Genomic DNA, 14,713 nt, shown 5'->3' with positions numbered 1-14,713 from the left:
GGATTTCAAGCCTTTTCGTCGATCGATGGCTGGGGCGCCGCCGGTGCCTTGCTGACCACCACCATGGCGGGACGCAGCAGGCGACCATTGAGCAGGTAGCCCTTCTGGAACACCTTGAGCACGCTGTTGGGCTCGACCTCGGCGCTTTCCTGCATGGCCATGGCCTGGTGGTGCTCGGCGTTGAAGGGTTCGCCGTGCGGGTCGACCGCCTCGAGGTTGTAGCGCTTGAGGGTGTCGTGGAACATCTTCAGGGTCAGCTCGATGCCTTCGCGCATCGGCTTGATGGTCTCGTCGTCGGCGCTGGACAGCTCCAGGCCACGCTCCAGGCTGTCGACCACCGGCAGCAGGTCGCCGGCGAACTTCTCAAGGGCGAACTTGTGGGCCTTCTCGACATCCTGTTCGGCGCGACGGCGGATGTTCTGCAGCTCGGCGGCAGTACGCAGGGACTGGTCCTTGGCGGCGGCCAGCTGCTCCTCGAGCACTTGGACGCGGGCACCGAGATCCTCTGCACCAGCCTCTTCGGCGTTAAGGTTCTTCTCATCCAGCTGTTCGTCAGCCATTAGGTTTCTCCTCCGCAATTTCTGGTGGGCGAGCCGAGCTCGTCTTGTCTTGCCGGCTATATGGGGTCGGAAAAACCGGGTTCAAGGGGCAAGCCGCTTTTCATGACTCACCCTGTTCGTCCTGCGGGGATTGGCAGGTCTGAAAAAAGTACTGTATAAATAACCAGACAAAAGCCTTCGGGAGCCGCCCCATGCTGGTGCACCTGTCCATTCACAACTACGCCATCGTCGAACACCTGGATCTCGAGCTTGCCCGCGGCATGAGCGTGATCACTGGCGAGACCGGCGCGGGCAAGTCGATCATGCTCGACGCCCTCGGCCTGGCCCTGGGCGATCGCGCCGACAGCGGCGTGGTGCGCCCGGGTGCGGACAAGGCGGACATCCTCGCCACCTTCGACCTGGACGAAATCCCGGAGGCCCGCAACTGGCTCGCCGAACGCGACTTGGACCACGCCGGCCCGTGCATCCTGCGCAGGGTGATCACCGGCGAGGGCCGCAGCCGTGGCTATATAAATGGCACGCCCTGCCCGCTGGGCGACCTCAAGGCACTCGGTGAACTGCTGATCGACATCCACAGCCAGCACGAGCACCAGTCCCTGCTCAAGACCGACACCCATCGCCGCCTGGTGGACGAATACGCCGGCGCCATCGACCTGGCCCGCCAGGTACAGCTGGCGGCCCAGCGCTGGCGCCAGACCCGCCTGGAGCTGGAGCGCCTGTCCAACTCCGGCGACGAGCAACGCGCCCGCCATCAACTGCTCAGCTACCAGCTGGAGGAGCTGGACAACCTGGGCCTGGGCGAGAACGAACTGGAGCAACTGGAACAGGAACACAAGAGCCTGACCAACGCCGAGGCCTTGTTCGGCATCTGCCGCCAGGTCATCGACCAATGCAGCGAAAGCGATTCGGGCAACGTGCTCAGCGCCCTGACAGCCAGCCTCAACCGCCTGAGCGCCGTGGCCAATGCACCCAAGGCACTCGGTGAAGCGGCCAACCTGATCGCCAGCGCACAGATCCAGGTCGAAGAGGCCGTGGGCGAGCTCAACCGCTTCCTCGACCATTTCGACGCCGACCCCATGCGCCTGCAAGCCCTGGAGGAGCGGCTCGACACCATCTATACCCTGGCACGTAAACACCGCGTGCACCCCACCGAGCTTCCGCACCTGCAGCAGCGCCTGATGGAGGAGCTCGAAGGGCTCAACGCCAGCGATGAGTCGATCGAGCGCCTGGGCGAGGAGCTCGCGGCCTATGCCCAGCACTACCGCGAGAAGGCCACCGAGCTCAGCGGCTTGCGTCAGCAGGCTGCCAAACAGCTTGCGACCGCCGTTGAGCAGGAAATCCAGCGTCTGGGCATGCCTGGCGGGCGTTTCTGCATCGAACTGACCCCCTATGCAGGCGATGAGCTGTCGCCCCACGGCCTGGAAGGGGTCGAGCTGCTGGTCAGTGCCAACCCCGGGCAACCACTCAAGGGCCTGGCCAAGGTAGCGTCGGGTGGCGAACTGTCACGCATCAGCCTGGCGATCCAGGTCATCACCGCGCAGACTTCGCGCATTCCCACCCTGGTGTTCGACGAAGTGGACGTCGGCATCGGCGGCCCTACCGCCGAGATCGTTGGCCAACTGCTGCGCCGCCTGGGCGAGCGTGGCCAGGTACTGACAGTCACCCACCTGCCCCAGGTCGCCGCGCAAGGGCACCATCACCTGTTCGTGCACAAGGTGCGCAACAGCGACACCACCCATACTGCAGTCGCCAGCCTGGGCAAGCGCGAGCGGGTGGAGGAAGTGGCGCGAATGCTGGGGGGCATCGACCTGACCAAGGAATCGTTGGCCCATGCACGCAAGATGGTGGTGAAGTCCTGACATCAATGCTGTAGGGGCGGTCTTGTGCCGCGAAAGGGCCGCAAAGCGGCCCTGCAATCTCTGCTGCGAAGCTGAAATTAGGGAGCGCTACGCACTCCTTTCGCGGCACGAGGCCGCTCCTACAGGGGTGGGCATCACCTGCTGAAAGCACAAAGGCGACCCGAAGGTCGCCTTTGCTTTTGGTAACGAGAAAATCGTTACTTTTTCTTGCGTACGTACAGGACCAGATTGTGATCCACCAGCTCGTAGCCGTGCTGGGCAACGATCTCTTTCTGGCGCCTCTCGATCTCGGCATCCATGAATTCGATGACCTCGCCGGAGTCCACGTTGACCATGTGGTCGTGGTGGCCGCCGTCAGCCAGCTCGAATACTGCATGACCGCCGTCGAAGTTGTGGCGAACCACCAGACCCGCCGCTTCGAACTGGGTCAGTACGCGATACACGGTCGCCAGGCCAACATCCTCGCCAGCCTCCATCAGCGCCTTGTAGACATCCTCGGCGCTCATGTGACGCTGCTCGGTGGAGTCGAGCATCTGTAGGATCTTGACTCGAGGCAGGGTCACCTTGAGACCGGCTTTGCGCAATTCGCTATTTTCAACCATGGTCAGCTTTCTCGCCGATGCTGCTTCGCAGCTTCTCTTAATACGGGTATGATCGGGGTTTACGTTGTCCAGCCAAGATAGTGGAAGTCGCCCACCGATGCAAAACACCAAGCTCTTGCTAACCAGCCTCACCCTCGTGGGACTGCTCGCACTCGCCGGTTGCTCGTTTCCCGGGGTTTACAAAATCGACATCCAGCAGGGCAATGTCGTTACGCAGGACATGATAGACCAATTGCGCCCCGGAATGACCCGCCGGCAAGTAAGGTTTATCATGGGCAACCCACTGATTCAGGACACCTTCAACACCAACCGCTGGGACTACCTCTACAGCCTCCAGCCTGGTGGTGGCCAGCGGCAGCAAGAGCGCATGAGCATCTTCTTCAACGACAGCGACCAACTGGTCAGCCTGTCCGGCGACTTCATGCCAGGCGTGAGCCGCGACCAGGAAATCCTCGGTGGCAGCGGCGACACCACCGTCAGTCCAGCTGCCGAACAGGGCCAGCCGGAAGAAAAACCAGCCAAGCCAGGCTCGCTGGAAGAGTCGATCCAGAAAGAGATCGACACCATCGAGACCACGCCGGTCCCGACGCCAGCACCGCTGGAAACCTCCCCGCAGTAAACGCGGCGGACACGAAAAAGCCCGGGCAGTGCCCGGGCTTTTTGTTACAAGGCTGTCGAGCCCACGCCTACAGAAGCCCGCATGACCCTCAGCCTTGCCGCGCCGCCCGCGCCTTGGCTGCCCGCTGCTTGCGCACTTCCTTGGGGTCGGCCAGCAGTGGCCGGTAGACCTCCAGGCGATCGCCCTCTTCCACCCTGCGCTGCGCAGGGTCCGCTACCACCTTGCCAAAGATCCCTACCGGGCACGCTTCCAGATCCAGGCCAGGCACCTGCTCGGCGAGCCGGGACAGGCGCAGCGCCTCACGCACGCACGTCCCTTCAGGCACTACGCACGCCAACAACCACTGGCGCTCGGCCGTGGCATACACCACCTCTATATTCAGGCCCGCGTCAGCCATTGAGCTGCTTGGCCCGCTGGCAGAAGGCATCGACCAAGGTGTTGGCTGCCTGGTTGAACAGCGGCCCCAGGGTGGCGCGCACCAGTGGCCCGGCGTAGTCGAAGGACAAGTCCAGGCTGATCTTGCAGGCCTTTTCGCCCAACGGTTTGAACACCCACAGCCCATGCAGCTGGGTGAACGGCCCCTCTTCGAGGTTCATCTCGATCGATTGCCCCGGCACCAGCACATTGCGCGTGACGAACTGCTGGCTCATGCCGCCCTTGGCCACCTCCAGCTTCGCCCGCATATGCGTCTCGCTGGCCTCGATCACAGTCGCGGCCGAGCACCACGGCAGGAACTTCGGATAGCTGGCCACATCGTTAACCAGATCGTAGAGCGCCTGGGCAGGGTATGGCAGCAGGGCAGAGCGTTGAATATGGGTAGTCATCCAGGCGTCACTTCCAAGACAGGGCGGCAGCGCTTCTCAGCGCTTCGAAAACAGTGCTGTTCACAGAAACAGGCCCTGCATTGTCCGGGATTCATCCTACAGGCTCAAGCACACCTAAACCCCGTAGCCGACAACGCGGCGACTCCCTATAATGCGGCCCCTATGGCTAAGCAAAAGAAACATCCGACCGGGACCATCGCGCAGAACAAGAAAGCGCGACACGATTACTTCATCGAGCATAAGTTCGAGGCCGGGCTGGTCCTGTCCGGCTGGGAAGTAAAGAGCCTGCGGGCCGGCAAGGCGCACCTGACCGACAGCTACGTGCTGCTCAAGGACGGCGAAGCCTGGCTGTTCGGCAGCCACATCACCCCGCTGACCACCGCCAGCACCCACGTCATCGCCGACCCCACGCGCACCCGCAAGCTGCTGCTGAACAAGCGCGAGCTCGAGCGCCTGGAAGCGTCTGTGGCACAGAAGGGCTACACCTGCGTGGCCCTGTCGCTGTACTGGAGCAAGCACCTGATCAAGTGCGAGATCGCGCTCGGCAAGGGCAAGAAGGAATACGACAAGCGCGACACCATGCGCGAACGCGATTCCAACCGCGAGCTGCAGCGGGCTGTGCGTAACAAGGGCAAGGACGAGTAACGCTCTTCCAGCCTGCGAAGGGCTCATCGCCGGCAAGCCGGCTCCCACCTGTCCTGCGCTATCCTCAAAGATACCGCCATACATGTGGAAGGCTTGCCAGCGATAGAGCCGGGGTAAGCAACTCAAGCAGTTGCTCCCACCTGCCCTGCGCTGTTTTCAGAGATACCGCCATACATGTGGGAGCCGGCTTGCCGGCGATGGGACCTGCAGCAACACAATCAACGCCCGCTGCGCCGCTCCGCCCGCGCCACCCGCTGGGCTTCTTCCTGCGCTTCCTCGAGCACTTCCTGCACATACAGGATATGCCGGCTCGACACCTCCCGCGCATCCTCCGCCCTACCCTCGACAATCGCCTGGTACAGCTCCCGGTGCTGGCTGATCAGCATGTCCCGGGTCTCAGCGCGCTGCTGGTACATGCCGCCGATGTTGGTCACCACGTTGCGCTTGAGCAGGTCGAACAGGCCGCGGATGGTATGCAGCAGCACTGCGTTATGGCTGGCCTCGGCAATCGCCAGGTGGAAACGCGCATCGGCCGCGCCCTCCTCCGCCCGGCTGACCTCACTGGCCCGGGAATAGCAGTCCTGCAACGCATCGAATGCCGCCTTGAGCCGCTCGCGGTCAGGCTCGGTGGCGCGCTGGGCTGCGTAGAAGGCGCATGAAGCCTCAAGGGTGTGACGAAACTCCAGCAGGTCGCGCTGCGCGTCGGGGTTGCGCTCGAACAGCTGCATCAGCGGGTCGCTGAAGGTCGAACCCAGCGTCTCGGCGACGTAGTTGCCACCACCCTGGCGGCTGACCAACAGGCCCTTGGCCACCAACTTCTGGATCGCCTCGCGCAGGGATGGCCGGGATACGCCGAACTGCTCGGCCAGGACACGCTCGGCCGGCAGGCGCTGCCCCGAGGTCAGCGTGCCCTCGAGAATCATCCCTTCCAACCGGTCGACGATATCGTCGGACAGGCGCCGTTGGCGGACCTGATCAAAAACCATCACATGTTCTCCACAAACCCCACGAACACCGGGGCCGCCTATTCTCGCCGATACCGGCCACGACGACACCCATCAGATGACGATTTTCCCTACCCGGCAGATGCCCATTCATCGACATCCGACCAAAGTTTTCCCCGAGACAAATTGACACGGCCTCAACGAGGCTTTTAACCTAGCGACCAGCCATTGTAAATTGGTCTTACCAATTATCCAATGCCAGTGCCTGACCAACAACAATTAGGGGCCACCCCATATGCAAACCTGGCAACAGCTCTATAGTCCGCTTGGTAGTCTTGGCCTGTCCGCGCTGGCGGCAGTCATTCCCATCGTGTTCTTCTTCCTTGCCCTGGCCGTGTTCCGCCTCAAAGGCCACGTCGCCGGCAGCATCACCCTTGCCCTGTCGATCCTGGTGGCGATCTTCGCCTTCCAGATGCCCGTCGACATGGCCCTGGCCGCCGCAGGCTATGGTTTCCTCTACGGCCTATGGCCCATCGCCTGGATCATCGTCGCCGCGGTGTTCCTGTACAAACTCACGGTCAAGAGCGGCCAGTTCGAAGTGATCCGTAGCTCGGTCCTGTCGATCACCGACGATCAGCGCCTGCAAGTGCTGCTGATCGGCTTCTGCTTTGGCGCCTTCCTGGAAGGTGCGGCCGGCTTCGGCGCGCCGGTGGCCATCACCGCCGCGCTGCTGGTGGGCCTTGGCTTCAACCCGCTGTACGCCGCGGGCCTGTGCCTGATCGCCAACACCGCGCCCGTGGCCTTCGGCGCCCTGGGCATCCCGATCATCGTCGCCGGCCAGGTGACCGGCATCGACGCGTTCCACATCGGTGCCATGACCGGTCGCCAGCTGCCCTTGCTGTCGCTGTTCGTGCCGTTCTGGCTGGTGTTCATGATGGATGGCCTGCGCGGCGTGAAGGAAACCTGGCCTGCCGCCTTGGTCGCTGGCCTGAGCTTCGCCGTCACCCAGTACTTCACCTCGAACTTCATCGGCCCGGAACTGCCGGACATCACCTCGGCCCTGGCCAGCCTGATCGCCCTGACCCTGTTCCTGAAAGTCTGGCAGCCCAAGCGCGCCTTCGCCGAAGCCAAGGGCAGCGTCGGCGCGGCCGTGGTCAGCCGCGGTGGCAGCCAGCCTTCCCCGTACAGCCTGGGCGAGATCTTCAAGGCCTGGTCGCCGTTCCTGATCCTCACCGTACTGGTGACCATCTGGACGCTGAAGCCGTTCAAGGCCGCGTTCGCCGCGGGTGGCTCGATGTACGACTTCGTGTTCAACTTCGCCATCCCGCATCTGGACCAACTGGTGATCAAGGGCGCACCGATCGCCGCCACGCCAACCGCCATGCCGGCGATCTTCAAGCTCGACCCGATCTCCGCCACCGGCACTGCGATCTTCCTCTCGGCGCTGCTGTCGATGATGGTGCTGAAGATCAACGTCAAAACCGGTCTGACCACTTTGAAGGAAACCTTCTGGGAGCTGCGCTGGCCGATCCTGTCGATCGGCATGGTCCTGGCCTTCGCCTTCGTCACCAACTATTCGGGCATGTCCTCGACCATGGCCCTGGTGCTGGCCGGTACGGGTGCCGCCTTCCCGTTCTTCTCGCCGTTCCTGGGCTGGCTAGGCGTGTTCCTGACAGGCTCCGATACATCGTCCAACGCCCTGTTCAGCTCGCTGCAGGCCACTACCGCACATCAGATCGGGGTCAACGACACCCTGCTGGTAGCGGCCAACACCAGCGGCGGCGTGACCGGCAAGATGATCTCGCCGCAATCGATCGCCGTGGCCTGCGCCGCTACCGGCCTGGTCGGCAAGGAATCCGACCTGTTCCGCTTCACCGTCAAGCACAGCCTGTTCTTCGCCACCCTCGTCGGCCTGATCACCTTGGTCCAGGCCTACTGGCTCACCGGCATGCTGGTTCATCACTAAAGTGAAAGGGGCCGGGCGCCCTGGCGCGCCCGGCAACCACACCCACCCACGCTGCGAGAATCCATGATCATTTCCGCCTCCACCGACTATCGCGCCGCGGCCCAACGCAAGCTGCCTCCTTTCCTCTTCCATTACGCCGACGGCGGCGCCTACGCCGAGTACACCCTGCGCCACAACGTCGAGGACCTGGCGAGCATCGCCTTGCGTCAGCGGGTGCTGAAGAACATGTCCGAGCTAAGCCTGCAGACGACGCTGTTCGGCGAAACCCTGAGCATGCCCGTGGCCCTGGCCCCGGTGGGCCTGACCGGCATGTACGCACGCCGAGGCGAAGTGCAGGCGGCACGCGCGGCGGCGGCCAAGGGCATTCCCTTCACAATGTCGACCGTCTCGGTCTGCCCCATCGAAGAGGTCGCCCCGGCCATCGACCGGCCGATGTGGTTCCAGCTCTATGTGCTCAAGGACCGCGGCTTCATGCGCAACGCCCTGGAACGTGCCAAGGCCGCTGGCGTGAAGACCCTGGTGTTCACCGTCGACATGCCGGTCCCCGGCGCCCGCTACCGCGACGCCCATTCCGGCATGAGCGGCCCGAACGCACCGCTGCGGCGTATCTGGCAAGCCATGACCCACCCACAATGGGCCCTGGATGTCGGCTTGCTGGGCCGCCCCCATGACCTGGGCAACATCTCCAAGTACCGTGGCAACCCTACCGGCCTGGCCGACTACATCGGCTGGCTGGGCGCCAACTTCGACCCGTCCATTTCCTGGAAGGACCTGGAGTGGATCCGCGAATTCTGGGACGGCCCGATGATCATCAAGGGTATCCTCGACCCCGACGACGCCCGGGACGCGGTGAAATTCGGCGCCGACGGCATCGTGGTGTCCAACCACGGCGGGCGCCAGCTCGACGGTGTGCTGTCCAGCGCCCGCGCCCTGCCGGCGATCGCCGATGCGGTCAAGGGCGACCTGAAGATCCTCGCCGACTCCGGCATCCGCAATGGCCTGGACGTGGTGCGCATGGTCGCCCTGGGCGCCGATACCGTGCTGATCGGCCGCGCCTTCCTCTACGCCCTGGCCACCCACGGCGAAGCCGGGGTGAAGAACCTGCTCGAGCTGTTCGAGAAGGAAATGCGCGTGGCCATGGTGCTGACCGGCGCCAAGTCCATCAGCGAGATCAGCCGCGACTCGCTGGTCCGCGAACTGGGCGCCTGAGCGCCCGTCCGAACACTGCCTGATTGCCCGGGGCACGCCGCGCGCCAGACGCCGCGGCCCCGCGAGGAGACTGCATGAGCTTGCCCGCCGCGTTCCTGCGAGATACCGAGCATTTGATTCCCGCCGAGCGCCGATTCGACGACCCGACCTCGACCCTGGCCTTCGGTACCGATGCCAGCTTCTACCGGTTGGTTCCCAAGCTGGTGGTGCGGGTCGAATCCGAGGACGAAGTGGTGGGCCTGCTGCACCTGGCCCAGCGCGACCGCGTGCCGGTGACCTTCCGCGCCGCCGGCACCAGCCTCTCGGGCCAGGCCATCAGCGACTCGGTGCTGATCGTGCTGGGTGACAACTGGAACGGCCGCCAGATCCGCGGCCAGGGCGAGCAGATCCGCCTGCAGCCCGGCGTCATCGGCGCCCAGGCCAACGCCTGGCTGGCGCCCTTCGGACGCAAGATCGGCCCGGACCCAGCCTCGATCAACGCCTGCAAGATCGGCGGCATCGTCGCCAACAATGCCAGCGGCATGTGCTGCGGCACGGCGCAGAACACCTACCACACCCTGGCCGGCATGCGCCTGGTGCTGGCCGACGGCACCCGCCTGGACACCGAAGACCCGGCCAGCGTCGCCGCCTTCGAGCAGAGCCATGCCACGCTGCTGGACGAGCTGGCCCGCCTGGGCCGGGAAACCCGCGCCAACACGGCCCTGGCCGACAAGATCCGACACAAGTACCGCCTGAAGAACACCACCGGGCTGTCCCTCAACTCGCTCATCGACTACGACCAGCCGCTGGACATCCTCCAGCACCTGTTGGTCGGCTCCGAAGGCACCCTCGGCTTCATCAGTGCGGTCACCTACGACACCGTGCCCGACCACCCGCACAAGGCCAGCGCGCTGCTGGTCTTCCCCAGCGTGGAAAGCTGCTGCCGCGCCGTGACCGTACTCAAGCCGCAGCCGGTGTCCGCCGTGGAACTGCTCGACCGCCGCAGCCTGCGCTCGGTGCAGGACATGCCTGGCATGCCGAGCTGGGTCAAAGGCCTGTCGGCCAATGCCTGCGCCCTGCTGATCGAGTCCCGCGCCGCCAGCCAGGGCCTGCTACACGAGCAGCTCGGTCAGGTGATGGCCGCCATCGCCGAATTCCCGCTGGAACAGCGAGTCGACTTCAGCGAAGACCCGGCGGTGTACAACCAGCTGTGGAAGATCCGCAAGGACACCTTCCCCGCCGTCGGAGCCGTGCGCCAGACCGGCACCACGGTGATCATCGAAGACGTGACCTTCCCCATCGAACAGTTGGCCGAAGGCGTCAACCGCCTGATCCAGCTGTTCGACAAGCATCACTACGACGAAGCGATCATCTTCGGCCATGCCCTGGAGGGCAACCTGCACTTCGTGTTCACCCAAGGCTTCAACAATGCCGAGGAAGTGGCGCGCTACCAGGCTTTCATGGACGACGTAGCGCAACTGGTGGCCGTGGAGTTCGGCGGCTCGCTCAAGGCCGAGCACGGCACCGGGCGCAACATGGCCCCCTTCGTCGAGCTCGAATGGGGCCATGAGGCCTACCAATTGATGTGGACGCTCAAGCGCCTGCTCGACCCCAACGGCATCCTCAACCCTGACGTGGTGCTCAGCGACGACCGAGACATCCACCTCAAGCACCTCAAGCCCCTGCCGGCCGCCGATGACATCGTCGACAAGTGCATCGAATGCGGCTTCTGCGAGCCAGTGTGCCCGTCCAAAGGGCTGACCCTGAGCCCACGCCAACGGATCGTCATGTGGCGCGACATCCAGGCCAAGAAACGCGCCGGCGTCGATACCCGCGAACTGATGCGGACCTACCAGTACCAGGGCATCGACACCTGTGCCGCCACCGGCCTGTGCGCCCAGCGCTGCCCGGTGGGCATCAATACCGGCGAGCTGGTGAAGAAGCTGCGCAGCCAGGCGGCCGAACACGGCAAGACTGCCGACTGGCTGGCGGAGCACTTCCACACTGCCTTGCGCGGCGCACGCCTGACGCTGGCCGCCGCCAACGGCGCGCGCAAACTGCTCGGCGCCCCACGCCTGGAGCGCCTGAGCGCCTCGCTGAGCAAGGCCAGCAACGGCCGCCTGCCGCAATGGACCCCAGCCATGCCGCAGCCGCTGCGCACCTTCGCCCCGGCCCTGCCGATCAATGACGCCCGCCCACGGGTGGTCTACCTGGCTGCCTGCGTGTCCCGGGTCATGGGCCCGGCCGCTGGCGACAAGGAACAAAGCTCACTGCTGGACAAGACCCGCGCCCTGCTGGAAAAAGCCGGCTACCAAGTGATATTCCCGGAAAACGCCGACAGCCTATGCTGCGGCCAGCCGTTCGCCTCCAAGGGCTACCCCGAGCAGGCCGAACACAAGCGCCAGGAACTGATCAACGCCCTGCTGCACGCCAGCCGCGGCGGCCTCGACCCCATCTACTGCGACACCAGCCCCTGCACCCTGCGCCTGGTCCAGGACCTGGGCGACACCCGCCTGGACCTCTACGACCCGGTGCGCTTCATCCGCACCCACCTGGTCGACAAGCTGGAGTTCACGCCGCAGCGCGAGCCAGTGGCCGTACACGTCACCTGCAGCACCCAGCACCTGGGCGAAAGCCAGGCGCTGATCGACCTAGCCCGGCTGTGCAGCCAACAGGTGGTGATCCCGGAAGGCATCCATTGCTGCGGCTTCGCCGGCGACAAAGGCTTCACCACACCCGAGCTCAACGCCCATTCCCTACGCACCCTCGAGGATGCGGTGCAACATTGCAGCGAAGGCATTTCCACCAGCCGCACCTGCGAAATCGGCCTGTCCAGCCACAGTGGCATCGACTATCACGGGCTGGTGTACTTGGTGGATCGCGTTACCCGACCGCGTCCTCTGTAATCCCTCCCGGCGGCCCTGCCCGGACTTTTTCCATACCGGGCCCGGCCCAATCGCCGGCAAACCGGCCCCCACAGCCTCTGAAAACAACGCAGGACAGGTGGGAGCCGGCTCGCCGGCGATTCGAGGGCGCAGCCCTCGCCTGCACCTCGATTGAACCCTCGCCAAATCCTGGGAGTCCACCCTTACAGGCCCACCTACCAGAGGCCATCACGAGGAGACACCCATGAAAGGTACTGCGCTTTCCGCCCTGTTCGCGGCCGCAACCCTGCTGGCCTCGCCGGTGTTCGCCGCCGAGGACCTCTGCGCCATCAACCTGCAGAAGATCGATGACAACATGGCCACCGTCGGCACCACCTCCGAAGGCCTGGACAAAGCCATCACCGAGCAGGTCGACAAAGCCAAGGCAGCCCAAGCCGCCGGCGATACCAAGGAATGCATCGCCGTCACCTCCAAAGTGCTCGAACGCATGGAGAAAACCGAGAAAGGCAGCGGCCCCTCCGGCGGCTCCGGCAGCGGCTCTTGAGGCACGCCGGCCGCAGCAGTCGACGCAGCCCATGCAAAGGCGTATACTGCGCTCACGTGTCGAAGGGCACGTCAGCTAGAGCTGAGTGTGGGGCCGATCAGGATTCGACGCCGGTAGCGAAACTCTAGGTGCATGCCGAGTTGGTAACAGAACTCGTAAATCCACTGTTGCAACTTTCTATAGTTGCCAATGACGAAAACTACGAGGGCTACGCTCTCGCTGCGTAAGCAGCTGAGCCCGCTCTCCTGGTAGCTTCGGCTCCAGCAATCACCAGGGGATGCCTGTAAACCCGAAGTGATTGTCATACAGAACAGGATCGTCGCGTAGCACGTTGTGGGCAAAGCGACTAAAACTTACACAACTCGTCCAAAGCACCCTGCCCGTCGGGCGGCTGCGGATTAACTCAGTAGACACGGCTAAGCATGTAGTACCGACAGCGGAGTACTGGCGGACGGGGGTTCAAATCCCCCCGGCTCCACCAAATCCTAAGAAGAAGACGCCCTAGGGCGTCTTTTTTTATGCCTGGAATTCAGTGTCTTAGCGGCATCGACACCATGCCATCATCTTCCCTCCTCCTCCTTCATCGCCTCCAGCTTGCTGAACTGCTCGCTGGCCAGCCGGCTAATGATCCGGATCGCCTGATGAATACCCGCCGTGTTGCGGAAGCTCAGCTGTGGGTTGTGCTCGCACTCCAGCACTTCGTCATGCTGGACCAACACCTCACCGAGCAACTCGAGCGTCCAGACGTAGCTCTGGATGGAAGACAGGCATTCATGGTCAGACATGGGGCACCTCCCGGTTAGCACGGGTGGCGCGGGATTGGCTGTCGATCGGATAGAAGGTTGGGGCTGGGGTGGCTGCGGTGGTTGGGCGGCGGAGAGCGGATGCGAGGATCCTGCTCAGAATGCGAATAAGCATGCATGAGACTCCAAGTTTGAGATTGGAGCTACCACGATCCTTCCTACGGGATTGGGTGGCAGCTGTGCATGGGGTAGGAATACCGGGAAACTTGGAACCCGGCCAGGCCGAAGCCTGCCCACACACAGCCGCCATGACATCGCAGCGGGCGCAAAAAAGGCGCCAGCCGTTGTGATGGGGCGCCTAGTGCGTGCGCCAAGTTTACCAGCAGGTTCCTACACCTGGTCGCAGATTTTGCTGCGACTTGGGGAATGTAGCCTTAGATGGGATCAATTCGCAACAGCTAAGGTGATGGGAAATTTCCTTATAACTTGGAGGAAAAAACCGCGAACAGTAAATCGCCCAGTCGCGGTAGGGACGGCAGTCAAATCGACCCGGCCCTCATCTGGAGCAGGCAAAAAAAGGGGCGGAAGAACCAACGGACCACACACTCGGAAGAAGCTGGGGTGGGCTGACAACAAAAATTCACATGGTCTGTGGCACCCGAGGTGTGCCATTGCATTTCATCCTCTCCGGTGGCCAAGCCAGCGATATTTCCCACGCTCAACCCTTGCTGGACGGTGTTCACATTTCCACCGAAAGAAGCAGGCCCCGTAAGCGATGCCGCAAGCTGACAGCGGATAAAGGCTATGACGCAGAATCGCTGCGGCAGTACTGCAACCGTATCGCATGCAGCCCGTGACTCCCTACATGAAGCGCAAAACCGAAGCCTGGATTGCCGCGACTGTTCGTCAAACCCAAGTGCGGAGAACGCAACGTTATCGAGCGACTGTCCGGCTGGTTGAAGGAGCATCGCCGCTTGGCGACCCATTACTGCAAGCTTGCGAAAAAGCTATGCCGCCATGGTCATGTTAGCCTGCTGGCGGCGGTGTCTACGCCCGTGCTTTTCGTACAGTGTGTCCCGCATGGTTAATTCGTTTATCTACTTAAATAGCTTAGCCCAATTATTTCGGAGCTTTTAGATTACCGAACTACCCGAGCGGGACACTAGCTTTAACCTCGCTAGTGTCCTGTCTCGCAATACGCTCTCTTTTGGCGAGTGGTTTGGGTGTTCGGCCAAGGCACCGCGACGAGTCATAGCAGGGCTATGGCGAGGAGTGGCAACGCTGGCCGGGCGCCTAAGACGCCGCCAAAAATGAACAGCTTATTCCTGAGACAG

At 63.3% G+C, this 14,713-nt stretch carries 13 protein-coding genes, 1 other RNA gene and 1 pseudogene; 9 read left to right on the top strand and 6 right to left on the bottom strand.

Going from position 1 to position 14,713, the window contains the following annotated elements:
- Positions 1-5 precede the first annotated feature (5 nt).
- Positions 6-560 carry a nucleotide exchange factor GrpE gene (grpE, locus tag ACXHGZ_RS01930; RefSeq protein ID WP_084855490.1) on the bottom strand — a complete coding sequence of 185 codons (555 nt, stop codon included), beginning with the start codon at positions 558-560 and terminating at the stop codon, positions 6-8.
- Positions 561-751: 191 nt separating this feature from the next.
- On the opposite strand from grpE, the gene recN reads away from it, so the two are divergent.
- A complete protein-coding gene (gene recN, locus ACXHGZ_RS01925) occupies positions 752-2,419 on the top strand; it encodes a DNA repair protein RecN (protein WP_480462117.1) in 1,668 nt (555 codons plus the stop codon).
- A gap of 197 nt (positions 2,420-2,616) precedes the next feature.
- Here the strand turns inward: recN and fur are convergent, their stop codons facing one another.
- On the bottom strand, positions 2,617-3,021 hold the full coding sequence (fur, locus tag ACXHGZ_RS01920) for a ferric iron uptake transcriptional regulator (protein WP_084855492.1): 405 nt from the start codon (positions 3,019-3,021) through the stop codon (positions 2,617-2,619).
- Positions 3,022-3,118: 97 nt separating this feature from the next.
- Here fur and ACXHGZ_RS01915 point away from each other — a divergent pair, with 97 nt between their 5' ends.
- Positions 3,119-3,640 (top strand): outer membrane protein assembly factor BamE, encoded by a 522-nt coding sequence (locus tag ACXHGZ_RS01915; protein WP_084855493.1) that lies wholly within the window; start codon positions 3,119-3,121, stop codon positions 3,638-3,640.
- Positions 3,641-3,728: 88 nt separating this feature from the next.
- Here the strand turns inward: ACXHGZ_RS01915 and ACXHGZ_RS01910 are convergent, their stop codons facing one another.
- Together ACXHGZ_RS01910 and ACXHGZ_RS01905 are read right to left on the bottom strand one after the other, a co-directional pair.
- On the bottom strand, positions 3,729-4,037 hold the full coding sequence (locus ACXHGZ_RS01910; RefSeq protein WP_368829977.1) for an RnfH family protein: 309 nt from the start codon (positions 4,035-4,037) through the stop codon (positions 3,729-3,731).
- Positions 4,030-4,464 carry a type II toxin-antitoxin system RatA family toxin gene (locus tag ACXHGZ_RS01905; protein ID WP_084855495.1) on the bottom strand — a complete coding sequence of 145 codons (435 nt, stop codon included), beginning with the start codon at positions 4,462-4,464 and terminating at the stop codon, positions 4,030-4,032. The genes ACXHGZ_RS01910 and ACXHGZ_RS01905 overlap by 8 nt, the downstream gene beginning before the upstream one ends.
- Before the next feature lie 162 nt (positions 4,465-4,626).
- Here ACXHGZ_RS01905 and smpB point away from each other — a divergent pair, with 162 nt between their 5' ends.
- On the top strand, positions 4,627-5,109 hold the full coding sequence (gene smpB, locus ACXHGZ_RS01900) for an SsrA-binding protein SmpB (protein WP_084855496.1): 483 nt from the start codon (positions 4,627-4,629) through the stop codon (positions 5,107-5,109).
- A 218-nt stretch (positions 5,110-5,327) separates the two neighbouring features.
- On the opposite strand, the gene ACXHGZ_RS01895 is transcribed toward smpB, so the two are convergent.
- A complete protein-coding gene (locus ACXHGZ_RS01895) occupies positions 5,328-6,095 on the bottom strand; it encodes an FCD domain-containing protein (RefSeq protein ID WP_480462115.1) in 768 nt (255 codons plus the stop codon).
- Between the two features lie 253 nt (positions 6,096-6,348).
- Here ACXHGZ_RS01895 and ACXHGZ_RS01890 point away from each other — a divergent pair, with 253 nt between their 5' ends.
- From ACXHGZ_RS01890 to ssrA, 5 genes are all read left to right on the top strand, one after another.
- Positions 6,349-8,019, top strand: a complete 1,671-nt coding sequence (locus ACXHGZ_RS01890) for a lactate permease LctP family transporter (RefSeq protein ID WP_465001706.1) — start codon at positions 6,349-6,351, stop codon at positions 8,017-8,019.
- 63 nt (positions 8,020-8,082) lie between these two features.
- Positions 8,083-9,228 carry an FMN-dependent L-lactate dehydrogenase LldD gene (lldD, locus tag ACXHGZ_RS01885; RefSeq protein ID WP_084855499.1) on the top strand — a complete coding sequence of 382 codons (1,146 nt, stop codon included), beginning with the start codon at positions 8,083-8,085 and terminating at the stop codon, positions 9,226-9,228.
- 74 nt (positions 9,229-9,302) lie between these two features.
- Positions 9,303-12,113, top strand: a complete 2,811-nt coding sequence (locus ACXHGZ_RS01880; RefSeq protein WP_480462113.1) for an FAD-binding and (Fe-S)-binding domain-containing protein — start codon at positions 9,303-9,305, stop codon at positions 12,111-12,113.
- A 223-nt stretch (positions 12,114-12,336) separates the two neighbouring features.
- Complete coding sequence (locus ACXHGZ_RS01875) at positions 12,337-12,636, top strand: PA2433 domain-containing protein (protein ID WP_480462111.1); 300 nt, start codon at positions 12,337-12,339, stop codon at positions 12,634-12,636.
- An 89-nt stretch (positions 12,637-12,725) separates the two neighbouring features.
- Positions 12,726-13,117: a transfer-messenger RNA gene (ssrA, locus tag ACXHGZ_RS01870) on the top strand.
- A 79-nt stretch (positions 13,118-13,196) separates the two neighbouring features.
- On the opposite strand, the gene ACXHGZ_RS01865 is transcribed toward ssrA, so the two are convergent.
- Positions 13,197-13,421: a hypothetical protein gene (locus ACXHGZ_RS01865; RefSeq protein WP_368830161.1), complete on the bottom strand. Its 225-nt coding sequence runs from the start codon at positions 13,419-13,421 to the stop codon at positions 13,197-13,199.
- Positions 13,422-13,911: 490 nt separating this feature from the next.
- On the opposite strand from ACXHGZ_RS01865, the pseudogene ACXHGZ_RS01860 reads away from it, so the two are divergent.
- Positions 13,912-14,447: pseudogene (locus ACXHGZ_RS01860) on the top strand (IS5 family transposase); the annotation flags it as partial.
- Positions 14,448-14,713: the final 266 nt, after the last annotated feature.

The organism is Pseudomonas shiyinii (assembly GCF_056725765.1).
The sequence above is the reverse complement of the archived record's forward strand: the minus strand, read 5'-3'. Positions and strand labels throughout refer to the sequence as shown.